12 protein-coding genes are annotated in these 14,684 nt (G+C 39.2%); 4 read left to right on the top strand and 8 right to left on the bottom strand.

From position 1 onward, the window contains the following. Nucleotides 1-64 precede the first annotated feature (64 nt). A complete protein-coding gene (locus I6F66_RS07890) occupies nucleotides 65-1,132 on the bottom strand; it encodes a glycoside hydrolase family 43 protein (RefSeq protein ID WP_197209046.1) in 1,068 nt (355 codons plus the stop codon). A 62-nt stretch (nucleotides 1,133-1,194) separates the two neighbouring features. After that, complete coding sequence (locus I6F66_RS07885; protein ID WP_165727802.1) at nucleotides 1,195-2,550, bottom strand: MFS transporter; 1,356 nt, start codon at nucleotides 2,548-2,550, stop codon at nucleotides 1,195-1,197. Between the two features lie 364 nt (nucleotides 2,551-2,914). Here I6F66_RS07885 and I6F66_RS07880 point away from each other — a divergent pair, with 364 nt between their 5' ends. Next, a complete protein-coding gene (locus I6F66_RS07880; protein ID WP_166419481.1) occupies nucleotides 2,915-3,643 on the top strand; it encodes an NUDIX domain-containing protein in 729 nt (242 codons plus the stop codon). A 97-nt stretch (nucleotides 3,644-3,740) separates the two neighbouring features. On the opposite strand, the gene I6F66_RS07875 is transcribed toward I6F66_RS07880, so the two are convergent. Then, nucleotides 3,741-4,502 carry a 2-keto-4-pentenoate hydratase gene (locus tag I6F66_RS07875; RefSeq protein ID WP_197175044.1) on the bottom strand — a complete coding sequence of 254 codons (762 nt, stop codon included), beginning with the start codon at nucleotides 4,500-4,502 and terminating at the stop codon, nucleotides 3,741-3,743. Between the two features lie 188 nt (nucleotides 4,503-4,690). Between I6F66_RS07875 and I6F66_RS07870 the strand changes: the two genes are divergently transcribed. The 3 genes from I6F66_RS07870 to I6F66_RS07860 all read left to right on the top strand — a co-directional run bounded on the left by I6F66_RS07870 (nucleotide 4,691) and on the right by I6F66_RS07860 (nucleotide 9,235). Continuing rightward, nucleotides 4,691-7,522: a TonB-dependent receptor gene (locus tag I6F66_RS07870; RefSeq protein ID WP_024594155.1), complete on the top strand. Its 2,832-nt coding sequence runs from the start codon at nucleotides 4,691-4,693 to the stop codon at nucleotides 7,520-7,522. Between the two features lie 172 nt (nucleotides 7,523-7,694). Continuing rightward, on the top strand, nucleotides 7,695-8,432 hold the full coding sequence (locus I6F66_RS07865) for a FadR/GntR family transcriptional regulator (RefSeq protein ID WP_024594154.1): 738 nt from the start codon (nucleotides 7,695-7,697) through the stop codon (nucleotides 8,430-8,432). Nucleotides 8,433-8,500: 68 nt separating this feature from the next. Continuing rightward, nucleotides 8,501-9,235 carry a FadR/GntR family transcriptional regulator gene (locus I6F66_RS07860; RefSeq protein ID WP_197175043.1) on the top strand — a complete coding sequence of 245 codons (735 nt, stop codon included), beginning with the start codon at nucleotides 8,501-8,503 and terminating at the stop codon, nucleotides 9,233-9,235. A gap of 102 nt (nucleotides 9,236-9,337) precedes the next feature. On the opposite strand, the gene I6F66_RS07855 is transcribed toward I6F66_RS07860, so the two are convergent. From I6F66_RS07855 to I6F66_RS07835, 5 genes are all read right to left on the bottom strand, one after another. Continuing rightward, nucleotides 9,338-9,958 (bottom strand): 2-dehydro-3-deoxy-6-phosphogalactonate aldolase, encoded by a 621-nt coding sequence (locus I6F66_RS07855; protein WP_197175042.1) that lies wholly within the window; start codon nucleotides 9,956-9,958, stop codon nucleotides 9,338-9,340. Next, nucleotides 9,949-10,956, bottom strand: a complete 1,008-nt coding sequence (locus I6F66_RS07850) for a 2-dehydro-3-deoxygalactonokinase (RefSeq protein WP_197209045.1) — start codon at nucleotides 10,954-10,956, stop codon at nucleotides 9,949-9,951. The genes I6F66_RS07855 and I6F66_RS07850 overlap by 10 nt, the downstream gene beginning before the upstream one ends. Nucleotides 10,957-10,974: 18 nt before the next feature. Then, complete coding sequence (locus tag I6F66_RS07845) at nucleotides 10,975-12,138, bottom strand: mandelate racemase/muconate lactonizing enzyme family protein (protein ID WP_024594150.1); 1,164 nt, start codon at nucleotides 12,136-12,138, stop codon at nucleotides 10,975-10,977. Nucleotides 12,139-12,148: 10 nt separating this feature from the next. Continuing rightward, on the bottom strand, nucleotides 12,149-13,576 hold the full coding sequence (locus I6F66_RS07840; RefSeq protein WP_197175040.1) for an NAD-dependent succinate-semialdehyde dehydrogenase: 1,428 nt from the start codon (nucleotides 13,574-13,576) through the stop codon (nucleotides 12,149-12,151). A gap of 123 nt (nucleotides 13,577-13,699) precedes the next feature. Next, complete coding sequence (locus I6F66_RS07835; protein WP_197175039.1) at nucleotides 13,700-14,683, bottom strand: hypothetical protein; 984 nt, start codon at nucleotides 14,681-14,683, stop codon at nucleotides 13,700-13,702. Nucleotide 14,684 lies beyond the last annotated feature (1 nt).

Below are 14,684 nucleotides of genomic sequence, written 5' to 3'. Positions count from 1 at the left end.
TTATGCAAATAAAAGGCGTTGCAGTGCTCACGCAGATAATTTGCATTGTTTGTAACAATTTATATTAAGCGTGTTCATATGGGCTTATTGTTTGGATTTTTCCGTTTGAGTCGTGCTCAAGCTTAGCCATTTTCATACTGCGTAAATGGGTTTGTCCGCCCGACAACGTACTGTCGTGATAAAATAAAAACCAACCATCATTGTGCTTAACAATTGAGTGATGCGTGGTCCAACCAAGTACTGGGTTTAAAATAACGCCCTGATAGGTAAATGGTCCGTATGGGTTATCGCCCGTTGCGTATACAATTTTGTGTGTATCGCCCGTTGAGTACGAAAAGTAATAAACACCGTTGTGTTTATGTACCCAAGGACCTTCAAAAAACCGGCGGTTGTTATCGCACACTGTAATTGGTGAGCCGCTCTCATCTAATACAACAACCTCTTTTACGTCTTCGCTTAGGCTGATCATATCTTCAGATAATTTTGCTACGCGCGCAGGAATTGCAGGTTCACTATTTTTGGGATACGTGTTTTGTTCATTAAATTCGCTCGTTTGCCAATTTTGTAATTGGCCACCCCACAAGCCACCAAAATACAAATAATGGCTTGAGTCGTCATCTTCAAATACAGCAGGGTCAATACTAAACGTCCCTTGAATGCAATCGTCTTCGGCTTTAAATGGACCTGTTGGGCTGTCACTTTTTGCAACGCCAATTCTAAAAATACCTTGCTGATCGCGCGCCGGAAAATAAAGGTAATACTGACCAAGTTTATGCGCTGCATCGGGTGCCCACATTTGCTTGCTTGCCCATTTTACGTCATCTACACAAAGTGCTACGCCATGGTCTATGGCTTTACCTGAGCTTTCGTCAAGGGAAAACACATGGTAGTCGCGCATTGCAAAGTGGTCGCCGTTATCATTAATTTCATTTTTTGATTCAATGTCATGCGATGGATAAATATACACTTTGCCGTTAAACACATGCGCAGACGGATCGGCGGTATACATGTGATCAACTAATACATTATGATTTTGTATTAACGAGTTGGCTCGTTGTAAGTCTTTTAACTGTTTAAGTTCAGCGTCACTTAATCCATTAGATGGGGGTGCTGCTTGCGCTGTATTTTGCATTTTTACTCCTAGTATTGCCTGCCCAATTTACACTTTTAAAAGGTGAAAAATGGACTGCTAAATTAGTTTATGGTTTTGTTATCAGCCAGCTTCGTTTGAATGCGCTTTACTTCAGGCTCGGTAAGTTTGTAACGTGTTATAAAAATTAAACATGCCACGGTACAAATTACTGGAATACCAGCAAAGGCGAGTAAAATGCCTGATAACGTGTGTTCTGATTGCTCTTGATTTGGTACGTAGGCGTACCCTGATAATATCCAGCCTGCAATAGCACCGCCAATTGCAAAGCCTAGTTTTATTGCTAATAAATGACCCGAAAACGTAACTGCCGTTAATCTGCGGCCAATTTTTAATGCGCCGTAGTCAACCGTATCTGCCACCATCGAAAACATAATTGGGGTAATAATCATGTGGGCAAAGTTAGCAATAAAGTACACAATAAAAATGGTTACGATTGCGTCGCTCTCAAGTACGTAAAACATGCTGTGAGAAATAATTACGACCACTAAAGCGACAATGAAAAGTGTTTTCTTTTCAATAAATTTGGTTAAAAAGTTGGTAGATATAGCGCCCAATACTGAGCCAATTGCTGAGAGTGTTAAAAAGTTAGAAGTAAGCGAGGCTTCCCCTACGTAGTATTTAATATAATGCGGCGCTACTGAGGCTCTAACGCCAATTAAGATTAAAGTTGCTAGGCTTATAACGGCTATAACAACCCATTGATCGTTTTTAAATAGGCTTAAAAACTCAAGAAAGGCATTCTTTTTACTTTGCGCGGGTTTAACTTGTTTGGTTTCTTTGGTCATTTTAAAACACAGTAAAAAACACGCTGCGGCAAGTCCGCCTAAAAACACCATTGCTAGCGGGTAACCTACTACATCGTTGCCGTCGCCAAAAAAGGCAACCAGCTTAGGCAGTGCCCATACAATTACAAGCAGTGCTGCCATTGCCATTGCAAATCGGTATGACTGTAGCGATGCGCGCTCTTTAGGATCGTTTGTCATTACTGCGCCAAGTGCACCGTACGGTATATTAATGGCGGTATAACACGTCATTAATAGCCCGTAAGTTAAGTAGGCATATATAAGCTTGCCCGTAGAATCAAAATCTGGGGTTATAAATGCTAAGCAAGCAAACACACCGTACGGAACAGCTAAAAATAATATGTAAGGACGGTAAGAACCCCAACGGCTGCGCGTTCTATCGGCAATGCTGCCCATTATTGGGTCGGTAATACCATCAAATAAACGAACCGCTAAAAGTAGCGTACCCGCAGCAGCTGCAGATAAACCGTAAACATCGGTATAAAATATCAACATAAAGTTAGCGACCATTTGAAATACAATATTACTGGCTGTATCACCTAGGCCGTACCCTATTTTTTCTTTAATTGTGAGTGTGTGTTTTGTGTTGTTCATGTGTGCTCAATTTTCAATGCAAATCGATATAGTCAAAAATACTATATGCATTTTTAGCGCATGTAAACATTTATGTTACATTTTTAATCAACTGGTAATTTATTTAATACATGACGCTAATTTGGCGTTAAATTTACTAACATACAAAGGCATTAGCCGTTCAATAAAAAACCACTACTTGGCCAAAATAAAAAATGTGTGTTGATACATTAAATTAGGTACAGCAGAAATAGCAGTTAATTAAATAGATGTGATTGTTTTAGATAGGATTTATAAATGTTTTTTATTTGCGCTTTAAGCGCCTTTTATATACTCTTAATAGTCTTTATAACAATATGTATGTATAGCATTGGCTGAGTAATTTATGCACCATAAAACATCAAATATTTCTAACAATATTGACGAAGAATCGATTCCTGATGACTGCATTAGTAATCTAACCGTAGATAATATTGTATTTGCTATTCATGAAGGTAAGTTAAAAGTGCTGCTGGTTAAATATAATCGCGGTCTTGCAACAAGCCAATGGGGTTTAATTGGTCATTGGGTTCGTAAAGACGAAAACTTAGACCTTGCAGCTCTGCGTGTTGTTAAAAGTACCACCGGTGTTGAAAACCTTTATTTAGATCAGTTAGGTGCATTTGGTAACGTAGACCGCTACCCCGCTAGGCGTATTATTACTATTGTTTACTACTCGCTCGTGCGCTTTGAAGAAACCAATCTTGTGAGTGGCGATAACGCTGTAGAGTGTGAATGGTTTGATGTAAATAACGTCCCTAGTTTAATGTTTGACCACGCCGACATTTTAAAAAGTGGCCTTGATTACTTACGTTATAAAGTAAGGCACGAGCCTATCGGTTTTAGCTTACTCCCAGAAAAATTCACCCTGCTTGAGCTACAAGGAATTTACGAGTCGATTTTAAATAAGTCACTCGATAAGCCTAACTTCAGACGTAAGTTTCAAAAAATGAACTTATTAATAAACTGCAAAGAAAAACAAACCAACGTAGCCCACAGAGCTGCTACTTTGTACCGTTTTGACATAAACGTATATGAAAAATTAAGAGAGTTTGGTTTTACATTCGAGTTTTAAATAATTTAATTTTTTTTACCGTAAAATCAAATACACGTGTAGGTTAGCTGTACAACGTAATTTAAAAGCGTTTGCTAACCTACAGAACCTCAATGTATCAACATGAAAATTCGACTGTAATCTCTCCTAAACCTTCGTACTTTATTGATGTTTTTTTATTTATGTCTAATTGCATTAGACCGTTATAAGAGCCTGTAATAAAAATATGGCCTGCTTTTAATTCAAACCCATTTTCCGTTAAAAAGTTAATAGCCCAATATAAAGGAAGTTGCGGCAAACCTGCAGGATGCGTCCCCGCATAGCTTTGTAAATCTTCGCCCTGTTTAACATCAATATTTATATCACTGCTCTCATATGCTTTTTTAACGTCTACTTTAGGGCCTAAATATACACCTTGATTAGATAATCCATCGGCCAATTTTTCATAGTGTGTTGCTTGATAACCCTCTGGAAATCTGTTTTGAATAAGCTCCAACGCTAAATGGGCACTACCAATGGCATTATCTATATCCTCATTTTTATATTCTTCATAGCTTGCTAGGTCTTTGTTTAGCACAAATGCAATTTCTGGCTCAATGAGCGCTTTATTATTTTTTGTGAAAAGAGCACAACGTCCCATAGATTTAACCGGTGCATGCAAAAGTGGCGCGAGAGTAATCGTGCCATCACCTGATGGAAGCATACATTTCCAACCATACACTTTTTGGTTATTTAGCTTAATCATCAACTTCTGAACTGCTAAAACGTCGTCTATAGAATTAAGCGTTATATCTGATGATAAGTCAGGTATCGCAATGCCTTGCTCTCTTTTATTTAGTAAATGCTTAGCGATATGTTCAAGCAAGATTGAGTTATCCACTGTAGTTCCTTTTTTGCTATTGAAAGTTATTTGCATAGTAATAATAACAGTGTTCTTGACAATTAAACATATGATGTTTAGATTTGTCGAACGTTACTCTTTTGCGAATTTACTTCTTGTTAAGTGAGTAAACTCTCAAAGGTTGAACTTTACCTGACGACACGACACACAAATATATGGAGATCACTATGCGTTCAAAGAAAAAAATTGCACTCGGTGTTTTAGCCGCTCTCTCAAGCTGTTCATTTGCTCAAGCTGCTACAAACGATAAAGTAAAAGACGATACTGAAGTCATTGTTGTAACGGGTGTTCGTTCAAGTCTCGAGGCCGCATCATCTCTAAAACGTTACAGCGATAGTGTTCAAGATAGTATTGTTGCTGAGGATATTGGTAAGTTTCCCGATCAAAATGTGGCTGAGTCTTTACAACGTGTTCCTGGTGTTTCAATTAACCGTGTAAATGGTGAGGGCTCAAAAATAACCGTTCGTGGTTTTGGCCCAGAATTTAACGTTGTTACATTAAACGGGCGCACATTAGCTACTTCTGAAATTGGTCGCTCGTTTGATTTTCAAGTATTAGCAGCTGAGCTAATATCGGGTGCTGATGTCGTTAAGTCGCCTACGGCTAAAACACCTGAAGGGAGCATTGGTGCTTATGTTAACGTTAAAACTGCACGCCCATTAGATAACCCCGGATTACATGTACTTGGCTCTATAAATGCCAAATACAGTGAACTTTCTGGCGAGACGAGTCCTGAATACTCTGCGTTATTTAGCAATACGTTTGCTGATGAAACATTTGGTTTTAATATTGCCCTTTCACAACAAAAAAGTGATAACCGATACGATTCAATGGGCACTACCCGTTGGTTATTACTCAATAATGAGCCAGGTGTGATTGAAGGCGACATTCATAATTTAGATGGCAATGTGGTTACGCCAACTATGCTTCGCCATGCTGGGCGAATTGAATACGCATTAGGGCAAGAGCATCGCGAACGTACAGGCATTAATACCAGTTTTCAGTGGGCACCAGATTCAAGCTTTACCAATACTTTTGATTACATGTATACGGATCTCTCAGTAGAAACTCAAACTCAAGGTTTGCAAGCCGGTTTACAGTATCCTAATTGGCGAAATGTGGTTGTATCAGACAACGGTACTATTTTATCAGGCACTAAGTTTTCGGGTAAAACACTGGGCGGAACTGGTGAAAATGTAGATTTTAGAATTGATGGTTTATTTCAAGAGCTGGAGTCAAAATCAAAAACACAGGCATTTGGGTTTAATTCTATAAAAGAATTTGATGTATTAACGCTTGAGTTTGATATAAGCCATTCAACATCAAAATCAACGCCGCGTAGCGACTTATTAGTTCCTAATTATATTTCACCGGAGCGAAACGACAGTTTAAATTTTGATTTTAGAAACACTGATACCGTTAATTTAGACACAACCATTGATTATGCTTCGCCGACAAGCGTGAGAGCACATTGGAATCAAGTTTCACATTACGAATTAGAAGACACGATTACAGAGCTGCAAACAAAAGGGAAATACCTACTCGATTTAGAGTTTGCTGAAAGCCTAACCTTAGATTCAATCGATTTTGGTATTGCGTATTCAGATCGCGAAAAAGTAAGGGATCGCTTTGAAACATTCCATGAAGATAACTGTGGTTTAGTAGCACCGAATGCCGATATTTGTGGCGAACTTAGAGATATGCCTGATGACATATTTTCAGCAAGTCCCTATTCAGATTTTTTAAGTAGTGAGCCAGGTAATTTTCCGCGTGACTTTTTGTTTGCTGATATAAATAAATACCATAGCGCTATTCGTGATATGACCAAAAATCCAAATTGGCCAAACGAGCAATATAACGAAATCGCATCATCAAGCGTCACCGAAGAGAAAATAAGTGCTTATTCGCAGTTTAATCTCAGCGGCTTAATTGGTGATTACGATTGGCGCGGTAATGTGGGAGTCCGTTATGTAAAAACGGATACAAGCTCAAGCGGTTACGGCAAAAGGCGCCTAGGTTATACGGGCGAGCTTGATAATGGCCAACCTTTATTAGTTGTTGATTACACAGACTCAGGAAGCCTTAAAGCCAAAAATAGTTACACTAACTGGTTACCTAGCGCTAATTTTAGTATTAATTTAAGTGATAACTTATTGGTAAGAGCCGCAGCGGCTAAAGTTATGTCGCGCCCTGCCATTGACGACATTGGCGTACAAACAACGTATACCGATATGCAAGCAGGTAGCTTTTCTCAAACAGGTGGCAATCCTTATTTAGCACCTTATAAAGCTAATCAATACGATTTATCTTTTGAATATTATAGTGATAGCGGCGATTCTTACGCGGTTAACTTTTTCAAAAAGGATATATCTAGCACAATTGCACAAATAACTTATCTAGATAATACGCCTGATATTTGGGATGGGTCGCAATACGTTGATTCATCAGTAAGTATTGATGGATACGGCAATGTAAACGAAACTATTAATACTAAACAAAACCAATCAGGCGGCTCAATTACTGGAGTAGAACTTGCTGTACAACATAATATGGATTATTTACCGAGCTTTTTAAATGGCTTAGGTGTGCAAGCAAACTATACATGGGCTGATACTACAAATAAAAACACACAAAAAATAGAGCTTCCAGGTGTGACCGACCCAGGTGATAAATTAGAGGGGTTTGCCGAAAACTCTTATAACATTGTTGTCTACTACGACAAAAATGCATTTCAAGCGCGTTTAGCTTACAACTGGCGAGATGACTTTTTAAGTAGCCGAGCTGGTATACGCAGTGGTGGATTACCAGAGCATACTGCGGCTTATGGTCAGCTCGACTTTAGTATGTCTTATGCGGTTAACGATAACTTTACGCTAACAGGCGAAGCAATAAATATAACTGATGAACGTACCTATCAATATGCCGATGTAAAAGAGCGCGTTATTAATACCCAATATACTGGTCCGCGTTACCGTATAGGTATACGCGCTAAGTTTTAACGCTTTATTGAAATAACCCAAATTGCTATAAAGATCGCTCATCAGCGATCTTTATTATATTCCCACTATGTCAGTTTTAAACATATAAACAACGATTAAAATTAGTTACCACTCCCCCTATTTTGTGCACATTACATTGACCAGCCAAACATAATATGTTTATATTAAAGATATGAGCGAACTTATATATTACGACCTAAAACAAACATCAGGAATGGCAGCAAGCCTTTCTGTTCAAGTGGCTAAAGAAATTGGCAGACGCATTGTGTCTGGATCATTTGAAGCCGGCAGTTTAATTGATGATGAAGATGCACTCGCTAAACGCTACCAAGTAAGCCGTGTAGTAGTACGCGACGCGGTAAAAATCTTAGTAAGCAAAGGCCTACTTGATGTACGCAGAGGTATTGGTACGCGTGTACTACCTCGTGATAGATGGAATATGCTAGACGATGACGTATTAGCATGGCATTTATCAGCACCACCTAATCGTAAATTTTTAGAGCAATTAATGGACGTGCGCCTAGCCTTTGAGCCAAAAGCAGCACGTTGGGCAGCTGAACGTGCGCGCCCTGAGGATTTAATTGAAATTGCAGCCGCATGCGAGCGCATGGCTAAAACAGATAACAGCGTAGAAGATTTTATTATTGCTGATTCTTTATTTCATAAGGCCATTATAAAAGCAGCGCAAAATAGCTTTTTAGCTTCTATGGAAGGCGTTATTTATTCTGCACTTTTAGTTAGTATTAAAGTAACAAATAAAGACCCGCGCGATAACGGTGCATCTATTCCGTTTCATCGTGAAGTGTACGAAGCCATTGCTGCAAAAGATGGCGATAAAGCCGAATTTCTCACCGAAAAACTCCTAAAAGATGCCAGCTTTCGTCTTTCTGCGACAGTAAATAACAAATAGCCATTGTTTATTGTCGCAAATTCATATAAATAGTACGTATAAATAAATAATACGGACACTAAGATACTATGAGCGAATTAACATACTACGATCTAAGACGCAGCAGTGCCATGTCACCTAGCTTACCGGTACAGGTAGCTAAAGAATTAGGCCGTAGAATTGTTGCTGGCACATATACTCCTGGCACACTGATTGATGATGAAAACCGTTTAGCTGAACGTTTTCAAGTAAGTCGAGTTGTTGTTCGTGATGCAGTAAAAATTCTTGTTGGTAAAGGGCTTTTAGATGTACGCAGAGGCATTGGCACTCGTGTAAAAACCCGTGATAACTGGGCGTTGCTTGACGATGATGTTCTTGCGTGGCATTTAAGCGCCCCACTTAATCCTGAGTTTTTAACTCAATTAATGGAATTTCGTTTAGCATTTGAGCCCAAAGCAGCCAGTGTTGCAGCGCTTCGCGCAGAGCCTGAAGATATTAAAGCCATTGAAGATGCATTAAATGAAATGCAAAGCTCGGTAAGCGATTTAGATAAGTTTGTTATTGCTGATGCGCATTTTCATGGCGCTATTTTACGCGCTTCTCATAATGAGCTATTTATTTCGATGGAATGCGTTATTTTTTCAGCGTTGCTTGTGAGTATTAAAGTAACAAACCAAAGTGCACAAAGTAATCATGCTTCTATTCCGTTTCACAGAGAAGTATTTGATGCTATTGCCACCGGTAATAGCGAAAAAGCACAAGCCCTTACAGAAAAGCTTTTAGCAGATGCTAAAGCCAATTTAGCTAAGTTAATGGATATTTAATTTATTTTAAATAGCACCGCTAACTCATCATTTAATGTGAGAGGAATGATGAGTAGCGATGCAAGCACAACAACGTTTTATCGCAATTTAATTAAAAATTAATTAAAGATAATATTCAGCATAATTTTTAGCATTAGTCGTAAATTCTTCTAAACCCATTCCGGCTTTATACAAGCCGCTTCCTAAACCAAAACCCGATGCCCCTGCATTAACAAATTCATCCTGGTTTTGAGGCGATACACCGCCCACAGGGTAAATATCAATACCCGAAAGCACCGTTGTAATTGCTTTTAAGCCTTTTGGACCTGCTGTATCTGCTGGAAAAAACTTAAGCGCGTCTGCACCGGCATGCAATGCAGCAAACCCTTCAGTGGGTGTATAAAATCCTGGTACGCAGTACAGTCCTTTTAATTTACTAAAACGGATCAGCTCTACATCGCTATGCGGAGATATAATAATACGACCGCCCGCTTTAATTACCTGATCAACTTCGTCTTTAGTAACAACCGTTCCCGCACCAATAATGGCTATATCTGCGTATTTATCACTTAATAACTTAATACTTTTTAATGCATCAGGAGAGTTAAGTGGCACCTCTATAACGCGGTAACCAATATTAATAAGTACCTTTGCATAATCAAGCACTTCACTTGGTGTAATGCCGCGTAAAATGGCAACCAATGGTAGTTGCTTCATAGCATGAGTTAACGAAATTAATGACATAATTGAGTTTCCTTTTCAGTGACTAAACCGGCCTGTACAGCTAGTGTAAACATGCCTTTAGTAGATGCAGTTGCACTGCTTAAAATAGAAGAAGTAAAGCCGAGTTCTTTTAATGCTTCACAATACAGAGTGTTTAAACTTGAGTTACCAATTAAATAAACATGCTTAATGTCGTTTAGCTTACTTTTAATACCCGCAAGCTCAGCGCCAATAAGTAAACCAGATAAGTAACTAGGTACGTTTTGCAGCGTTAATTGTTTATCTAGCTTTAAAGTACGCGCACTAAATAATGCACTTAATAAACTGCTTTGAACTTGACTAACACCAACGCCTTTTAAAAAGCTTGGCATATCTGTTGGTGTTTTACCTAGTGCCTCTAATCCTTCACCTAAAATGCTTTGTTTAGTCAATAAATCAAACATTTCACCGGTCATGAACGTACTAAGGCTCGTAATAACCGTTTTACGTTGAATATCTTTTGCAACTTGAACCCATTTAGAGTGGGTGCCGGGTAAGCAAAACATAGTCTCACTTAAGGTTTGATTACTTAGCTCACCCGCTGTTTGCTCTACATCTAATACAGCGCCAAATACTTGTACTTCTTCACCGCGCATTACATCGCATACATTATTTTCCATAACGTATTTAACACCCGGCACAATACTAATTTGTAAGCCTGCTTTATTATTTGCTTTACAAAGGTTTACGCTCATACTACCGAGATTAGCTGGCGCATTTACATAGCCTGTATCTTGCCAACCTATAGCACCGCCTACCATACCTGCCATAATAATCGGCGTTTTATGTTTTGATAACCAGCCTGATATATAACTAAGTAATACGGTTTCTAAACAGTCGTTTTTAATACAAAGTACGCCCTGCTCACCATTAACAGTATCTAAAATGCTGCCTTTGCCATCGACTAAAAAAGCTCTAAAGTTAGAGCTTCCCCAATCAACAACAATTAATGCTGGAAAGTTGCTTTTGTTATCGCTCATAAGCCTTGCCCTTATTTATTAAATTGATACTTCGTAATGTTTAATAAAATCAAGGTCGGGCTCAATACCAAGGCCTGGACCTTGTGGTAGCGCAACTGTTCCGTTGTTATTTTTAACTTGCTCGTTAATGTTTAGAGACTCTTGCAATAACTGCTCTCTAAATAAGTTTGGCGTTGTATCGTACTCAAGCATAGGTTGTACTGGGTGTGCAGCACCTGGTAAATCAGGTAACGCAGCTAATAAATGTAGATTAGTACCTACCGCAATAGCCGAGCCCCATACATGGTTTATTACAGGCACAAAATGCGCGTGTGCCATAGCTAATACTTTTTGATATTCGGTAATACCACCGAGCGCACACACTTCTGGCTGGAGTAAATCAACGCAGCGGTTTTTAATTAAGTCTCTAAAGCCCCAGCGGGTAAATTCGGCTTCGCCACCGGCAATGCTCATATCAAGTGCTTCACATAAATCGCGATAGCCTTGATGATCCTCTGGTGCAACCGGTTCTTCAAACCAGTACACGCCTAAATTTTGCAGCTCTCGACCTAGCGGAATAGCTTCGCGCGCTGTATATGCATGGTTAGCGTCAACCATTAGGCGCATATCGCGGCCAATACCTTTACGTACAGCTTCAACAAGCTTTATATCGCGGTCTGGCGAAAGGCCTATTTTCATTTTCATGGCCGTAAAGCCCATTTCTTTAATACGCTGGCTTTCTTCGGTAAAGCGCTCTTCCAGGTTTGGAAACTTTTGTAGCATCATACCGTAACCATAAGCCGGAATGCGGTCTCTAAAAGCACCCCCTAGTAACTTATAAACGGGTTGATCTAAAAATTTACCTGCAATGTCCCACAGAGCAATATCTACACCAGATAAAGACTGAATAGGCATGCCTTTTTGGCCATGATCGCGCAGTAAGTTATAAACTTTATGCCAAATCACTTCTCTGTCGAGTGGATCCATGCCCAAAATCATAGGCTGAATCACATGCTCAACAATTGTTTTATTGGCAAACGCAACGCCGCCACCGCCAAAACATTCGCCCCAACCTGTAATACCTATATCGGTACGAACTTCAACTAAATGTGCGGTACGTTTAGCGTAATACTGCTGCGAATAACCAAGTTCTTCTTCTAGGTCGTACTGTAAAACGTGGCTAATAATTTGTGTGATTTTCATAGTCTGTTCCTTAAACCTTTAACGCGCGAGAAACACGTTTATATGCAAGGTAGTCATCTAAAGCTAACAACGAACAATCAACACCCACGCCCGATTGCTTAATACCAAAATGAGGTAAATTAATGCTGTATTTAATGCCGTTTACTTGTACTTCGCCAAAGCGTAAATGTTTTGCAAAGTAAGAAATAGTGTCTTCGTTACTACTAAAAATAAATGAACTCAAACCAGCGTCCGTGTCATTTGCATCGCTAAGCACCTGTTCGTTATCACTAAATATAATAATACTAATAACAGGGCCAAATATTTCGTCTTTGTATAGATTCATGCTCGAATCTACATTTGTAAGTACGGTTGGTTCGTAAAAATACCCATTAACGCCTGTAGGTTTTTTACCACCTAATTGTAATTTAGCGCCTTTTTGCTGTGCATCTTTAACTAGCTCATCAATACGTTGCCATGAGTTAGCATCCATAACGGGGCCCATATCAATAGCCTCGTTTTTATCAAAACCAACTTTTACTGCTTTTGCACGAGTAAGTACTTTTTCAATAAATTCATCAGCAACGCTTTCGTGTACAAATACACGATTTGGGGTAACACAAATTTGCCCTGCGTTGGCAAACTTAACGCCACAAATCACATCGGCTGCGTTATCTAAATTTGCATCGCTACATACAATGGCAGGTGCATTACCACCAAGCTCCATTGAATAACGCTTGATTGACGTAGCACCTGTTGCAATTACATGCTTACCCACATTAGTAGAACCAATTAAAGTAAGTACAGAGGGAATAGTTGACGCTGAAATGGCATCGCCTACGGTGCTATCTGTGCCCGAAAGTATGTTAACCACACCTGCTGGCAAGCCGATTTGTTCACATAATTCGCCTACAGCATAAGCAGACAAAGGCGTTTTACTTGACGGTTTTACTACAAGCGGACAACCCGCAGCCATTGCTGGGCCTAATTTATAAGCCAAATTTAATAATGGAAAATTCCATGCTAAAAATGCTGCAGCCACACCAACAGGCTCACGCGAAAGAACGTGGCTATGTGTACCTTCATTATCTTTTAATTCTTCATCGGCGATATTAACAATGGCATCAGCGTAAAAATTAAGGCTATCAACTAACATTTGAAAGTCGTCAGCGGTTGACTGCCATGGTTTAGCCATTTCTAAATGCACGCATTCACGTAAGTGTTGCTCGTTTGCAATTACTGCATCTCGCAGTTTAAGCATCCATTGAGCACGCTCTGTTGCAGGCGTTGTTGACCAACTTGAAAATGCTTCTTGCGCAGACTCTAAGGCCATGTTTGCTTCATTAATACCTGCAGCCGAAATTTCGCCTACAACTTCAAGTGTTGCAGGATTGATAATTTCGGTCGTTGCGTCACTCGTTATTAATTTTCCACCGATATACAGTTGTTTAGAAAGCATTTTGTCGCTCCATTATTATCTACAACACCCTAAGGGCTAAATGACTAAAGTAAGACACACAGGCCTTAATACATAATAACTATTTAAACATATGATGTTTGATTGAGCAAACACAAAATACATTTAGTTAACAAAAAAACTCATATGCCAAGATTTATGAGCATTGCCTTTAATTAACCCTTCCTCTTCACTCGCCATGGCTTTGTGTAAAGAATCGCTATTGCCTATACAAGGTTCTATCCCAAGTACAAAAGGGGGTAGCTGCTCATTGGCAGACCAACCGTTGTAATTAAACCAAAGCCCCAAGTGACTTATGTTTGTTGATGAAAATTCAAACCCGCAGCTTTGCTGAGCTTTATCATCAACCAGTTTTACAATTATATTTAGATCTTTATGAGTGCCCGTATTTAGGTGTTTGCTAAAAACCTTACTTGCAAAACCACTGTTATAGGGCATAACCTTATTTAGCGGCGGGACTTTAGTTGAGCACTCACTCCAGTTAATAAAGGCACTATTAACGTTATAAAAATGACTTAGCCCTTCATCAACTTTAAACTCCATATGTTTGTTATTTATTAAAATACGCATCTCTGGTTTTATGGCAAAAATAGGATGCGCTGACCAAACAAAAGGGAGATTGTGAGTTGTGTTATTTTTTACGTAGTAATCAACAAGCAGCCGCTTACTGTGTTTTTTTAAGGTAAACGTTCTTATAAATGTAAAAGTAGAGTCAAAAACCTCAGCTTGTAAGCTAAGTATTATTTCTTCATCGCTAATATGGGTATTAGTTATTTGCCATGCTTGGCACCACAACTCACCATGATCATGTGAAAAATGCGTTTTATTGGGGATATGTTCGTACAGCTGAGGAGAAATACCCGGAAAACATTCATCCCAACCACCGCTATCATGCTCAGAGAAATCATTGTTTTTTGCAGGTTTTAAAGTGATTTGTTTATCGTGAGCAAGCCACTCTCTATTGTGTTTTAAGCTTACAATAGAGATGACTTTTGCACCCAACTGAGGAATGACTGTAATAGCAAGCTCACTATTTTTTAGCAAAATAGCCTCAAAACCATGAGCCTTACAGTGTGTTAAGTTAAGCACT

The organism is Pseudoalteromonas sp. NZS100_1, assembly GCF_015864285.1.
Lineage (GTDB): Bacteria > Pseudomonadota > Gammaproteobacteria > Enterobacterales > Alteromonadaceae > Pseudoalteromonas > Pseudoalteromonas arctica.
The sequence above is the reverse complement of the archived record's forward strand: the minus strand, read 5'-3'. Positions and strand labels throughout refer to the sequence as shown.

Excerpts from the sequence above, each read along its gene's own strand:
- I6F66_RS07870 (WP_024594155.1), top strand. The coding sequence starts at position 4,691 with ATGCGTTCAAAGAAAAAAATTGCACTCGGTGTTTTAGCCGCTCTCTCA.
- I6F66_RS07850 (WP_197209045.1), bottom strand. The coding sequence starts at position 10,956 with ATGAGCGATAACAAAAGCAACTTTCCAGCATTAATTGTTGTTGATTGG.
- I6F66_RS07880 (WP_166419481.1), top strand. The coding sequence starts at position 2,915 with ATGCACCATAAAACATCAAATATTTCTAACAATATTGACGAAGAATCG.
- I6F66_RS07890 (WP_197209046.1), bottom strand. The coding sequence starts at position 1,132 with ATGCAAAATACAGCGCAAGCAGCACCCCCATCTAATGGATTAAGTGAC.
- I6F66_RS07840 (WP_197175040.1), bottom strand. The coding sequence starts at position 13,576 with ATGCTTTCTAAACAACTGTATATCGGTGGAAAATTAATAACGAGTGAC.
- I6F66_RS07855 (WP_197175042.1), bottom strand. The coding sequence starts at position 9,958 with ATGTCATTAATTTCGTTAACTCATGCTATGAAGCAACTACCATTGGTT.
- I6F66_RS07845 (WP_024594150.1), bottom strand. The coding sequence starts at position 12,138 with ATGAAAATCACACAAATTATTAGCCACGTTTTACAGTACGACCTAGAA.
- I6F66_RS07860 (WP_197175043.1), top strand. The coding sequence starts at position 8,501 with ATGAGCGAATTAACATACTACGATCTAAGACGCAGCAGTGCCATGTCA.
- I6F66_RS07885 (WP_165727802.1), bottom strand. The coding sequence starts at position 2,550 with ATGAACAACACAAAACACACACTCACAATTAAAGAAAAAATAGGGTAC.
- I6F66_RS07865 (WP_024594154.1), top strand. The coding sequence starts at position 7,695 with ATGAGCGAACTTATATATTACGACCTAAAACAAACATCAGGAATGGCA.